2 protein-coding genes are annotated in these 3290 nt (G+C 73.2%); one reads left to right on the top strand and one right to left on the bottom strand.

The features are described 5' to 3' along the window. Positions 1-41: 41 nt before the first annotated feature. Positions 42-1403, bottom strand: a complete 1362-nt coding sequence (locus ACFWM7_RS34575) for an NAD(P)/FAD-dependent oxidoreductase (RefSeq protein ID WP_383268548.1) — start codon at positions 1401-1403, stop codon at positions 42-44. A 313-nt stretch (positions 1404-1716) separates the two neighbouring features. Here ACFWM7_RS34575 and ACFWM7_RS34570 point away from each other — a divergent pair, with 313 nt between their 5' ends. Continuing rightward, positions 1717-3279, top strand: coding sequence for a fused MFS/spermidine synthase (locus tag ACFWM7_RS34570; RefSeq protein WP_383268545.1), 1563 nt, complete (start codon positions 1717-1719; stop codon positions 3277-3279). The last annotated feature ends 11 nt before the right edge of the window (positions 3280-3290 follow it).

Genomic DNA, 3290 nt, shown 5'->3' with positions numbered 1-3290 from the left:
CCCTGTCAGGGCAGGGGCGCGCTCGTACGGGGCCCGGCGGCTCAGTGCTTGATGACGGTGGCCGCCGTGTGCTCCTTGATCTGCTCGGGCGTCAGATAGACGTCCGTGTACTCGAAGTCCCGCAGCGTCGCCGGCTTGCGGGACTGGAACCCGGTCCGTACGAAGTCGTCACCGGCGACCGCGTTCAGCATCCAGTTCGTCATGACCCGGGTCTTCGCCACGTTCGTCCGCAGCGCCGACCAGTGGTAGCCCCGGGCCACCGCCTGCGCGGGCAGCCCGCGCAGCTCGATGCCCAGCGGCTTGGACACGGCGTCCTTGCCGCCGAGGTCCACGACGAGCCCCAGATCCTTGTGCACGTAGTCCTTGAGCGGCTCGTGGCGCACGGAGGCGATCAGGTTGTCCGCCAGCACCCGGCCCTGGCGCATCGCGTGCTGGGCGGTGGGCGGGCAGACGGCCCCGTCGCCCTTCGCCAGATCGGGCACCGCCGCCGCGTCGCCGAGGGAGAAGACCCCCTCCACGCCCGGCAGCTTCATCTGCGGGGTCACGGCGAGCCGGCCGCGTACCGTCTCCGCGCCGAGGGTGGCGATCAGCGGACTCGCGGCCACTCCGGCGGTCCAGATCAGGGTCCGGCAGGGCAGCACCCGCCCGTCGGTGAACGTGACCTCCTCCGGCCCCGCCTTGGCGACCGAGACCCCGAGCGACACCTCGATGTTCCGCTTGCGGAGCACGTCCAGCGCGGCCAGGCCCAGCTTGTCGCCGAGCTCCGGCATCAGCTTGGGCGCGATGTCGATCAGATGCCACTTGATGAGGCGTGGGTCCAGCCGCGGATAGTGCTTCACCGCGTTGGTGGTCAGCCGCTGGAGGCAGGCGGCCGTCTCCGTACCCGCGTAACCGCCGCCGACCACCACGAACTGGAGCCGGGAGGCCCGCTCGGCCTCGTCGTGACTGGCGTCCGCCAGGTCCAGCTGGGCGATGACGTGGTCCCGCACGTACGCGGCCTCGGCCAGCGTCTTCATCCCCCGGGCGTTGTCCACCAGCCCGGGAATGTCGAAGGTCCGGGTGACGCTGCCCGCCGCCAGCACGATGTAGTCGTACGGTTCGTTCACGATCTCGTCCGTGATCTTCCGGATCACACAGACCTTCGCCTGCGTGTCCACGCCGATCGCCCCGCCCGGCACGATCCGGGTCCGGTGGCGGCGACTGCGGCGCAGCGACACCGCGACGGACTGGGGGGTGAGCACCCCGGAGGCCACCTGGGGGAGCAGCGGCAGATACAACTGGTAGGAGAACGGTGTGACGAGCGTGATCTGAGCCTCTCCCGGAGCGAGCCTGCGCTCCAGGCGGCGTACGCACTCGACGCCTGCGAAGCCGGCGCCGACGACGAGAATCCTGGGTGGTGCCACGGTCTGCGTCCCTTCTCGGGCTTGCGTGGTTCTGCGCTCGCCTGCCCCGTTTACCGGGTGATTCACCCCTCATCCTCACCGGATGCTCCGGCATCCGCCTCCTGACAGGGGTGAAACGGGGCCGGTACAGGGGTGAAACGGGGTCCGATCAGAGGGGCGGGGCGGCCGACAGCTCCCGCAACCGGGGCAGCGCCTCGGGGCCGTGGCGGCCCGGTTCTCGGGCCGGCACCTCCTCGGGGAGCCGGCGCGCCGGAGCGCTGCGCCCCCTGGAACAGCGGGAGTTCGGCCGCCCGCCCCGTGCGAGGATGCTGCGGTGACCACCTCGCCCCCCTCTCCCGTGGCCGACGACTCTCCCGTGGGCGACGCCCCGCCCCGCGACCTCGCCCTGGGATCCCGCGCCGCGGCGGTCCTCGTGTTCGGGTCGTCGGCCGCGGTCCTCGTGGTCGAGATCGTCGCCCTGCGGCTGCTCGCCCCGTACCTCGGCCTCACCCTGGAGACCAGCACGATGGTGATCGGCATCGCGCTGACCGCCATCGCCCTGGGCTCCTGGCTCGGCGGGCGCATCGCGGACCAGGTCGATCCGTACCGGCTCATCGCCCCCGCGCTCGGCCTGTCGGGCGTGGTCGTCGCGCTCACCCCGCTCCTGCTCCGCACCACCGCCGAGTGGTCTCCCGCGCTGCTCCTGCTGGTCGCCTCGGCGACCCTTCTGGTGCCGGGCGCGCTGCTCTCCGCCGTGACCCCGTTCGTGACCAAGCTGCGGCTCACCAGCCTCGCCGAGACCGGGACGGTCGTCGGGCGGCTGTCGGGCGTCGGCACCTTCGGAGCCATCGTGGGCACCGTGCTCACCGGCTTCGTCCTGGTCGCGCGGCTGCCCGTCAGCTCCATCCTGATCGGCCTGGGGGCTCTGCTGGTCGTGGGGGCCGCCCTCGTCGGGTGGCGGGCCCGCCGGTGGCGGCGGGCCTCGGCCGTGGCGCTCGCCACCGTCGTCGCGGGCACTCTCGCCACGGCGTTCGCCCCCGGCGGCTGCGACGCGGAGACCCGGTACCACTGCGCCCAGGTCGTCGCGGACCCCGACCGGGACAGCGGCCGCACCCTCGTCCTGGACGGCCTGCGCCACTCCTACGTCGACGTCGAGGACCCGGCGTACCTGAAGTTCGCGTACGTACGAGCCTTCGCCTCCGTGGTCGACACCGCCTTCCCCGAGCGCGCACCGCTGACCGCCCACCACATCGGGGGCGGCGGGCTCACCTTCCCCCGCTACCTCGCCGCCGCGCGCCCCGGCACCCGCAGCCTCGTCTCCGAGATCGACCCCGGAGTCGTCCGCATCGACCGCGACCGGCTCGGCCTCGGCCCCTCGGCCACGACCGGCATCGACGTACGGGTGGAGGACGGGCGGCTGGGCCTGCGGCGGCTGGCGGCGGGCAGCCACGACCTGGTCGTCGGCGACGCCTTCGGGGGCGTCAGCGCACCGTGGCACCTCACGACGTCCCAGGCGCTGGGCGACGTACGACGGGCGCTCGACGAGGACGGCCTGTACGTCGCCAACCTCATCGACCACGGCCGGCTCGCCTTCGCCCGCGCCGAGGTCGCCACCCTCGCCGCGACCTTCCCGCATGTCGCGCTGCTCGGGAAGCCCGCGGACATCGGCCTGGACCCGACGGCTTCGAGCATCGGCGGCAACATGGTGGTCGTCGCCTCCACCCGGCCGCTCGACGCCCCCGCCGTCCAGAAGGCCCTGGACGCCCGGGACGTCGGCTGGAGGATCACTACCGGCGACGCCCTCGCCGCCTGGACCGGGAACGCCCGGGTGCTCACCGACGACCACGCGCCCGTCGACCAGCTCCTCCAGCCCCACCCCGTCCGAACGGCCCGGTGACATCCGGACGC

It is taken from the genome of Streptomyces sp. NPDC058375 (assembly GCF_042723425.1).
In the GTDB taxonomy this organism is placed as follows: Bacteria; Actinomycetota; Actinomycetes; order Streptomycetales; family Streptomycetaceae; genus Streptomyces; species Streptomyces durocortorensis.
The sequence above is the reverse complement of the archived record's forward strand: the minus strand, read 5'-3'. Positions and strand labels throughout refer to the sequence as shown.